General features: G+C 42.7%; 1 protein-coding gene. It reads left to right on the top strand.

Annotated features, from left to right (window positions below):
- On the top strand, positions 1 to 81 hold an 81-nt coding region (locus BFF42_RS22300; protein ID WP_000618533.1), incomplete at its 5' end, for an IS1 family transposase.
- Between the last annotated feature and the right edge of the window lie 130 nt (positions 82 to 211).

The raw sequence follows: 211 nt of genomic DNA, 5'->3' as shown, positions 1-211 counted from the left end.
AAGTCACTGTCGTTCTCAAAATCGGTGGAGCTGCATGACAAGGTCATCGGGCATTATCTGAACATAAAACACTATCAGTAAGTTGGAGTCATTACCGAAGTGCCCTTAGTCGGTATGAGGTAGCCTGAGTTTAACGGACACTCCTTCCTGAAATAGAATGGCATCAGAAGGAGCTAATAATGAGCAGAAAAAACCAACGTTACTCTAAAGA

The organism is Shigella sp. FC1661 (assembly GCF_001712525.1).
In the GTDB taxonomy this organism is placed as follows: Bacteria; Pseudomonadota; Gammaproteobacteria; order Enterobacterales; family Enterobacteriaceae; genus Escherichia; species Escherichia coli.
Note: the sequence above shows the minus strand (reverse complement) of the source record. Positions and strands in the feature narration are given on the sequence as shown.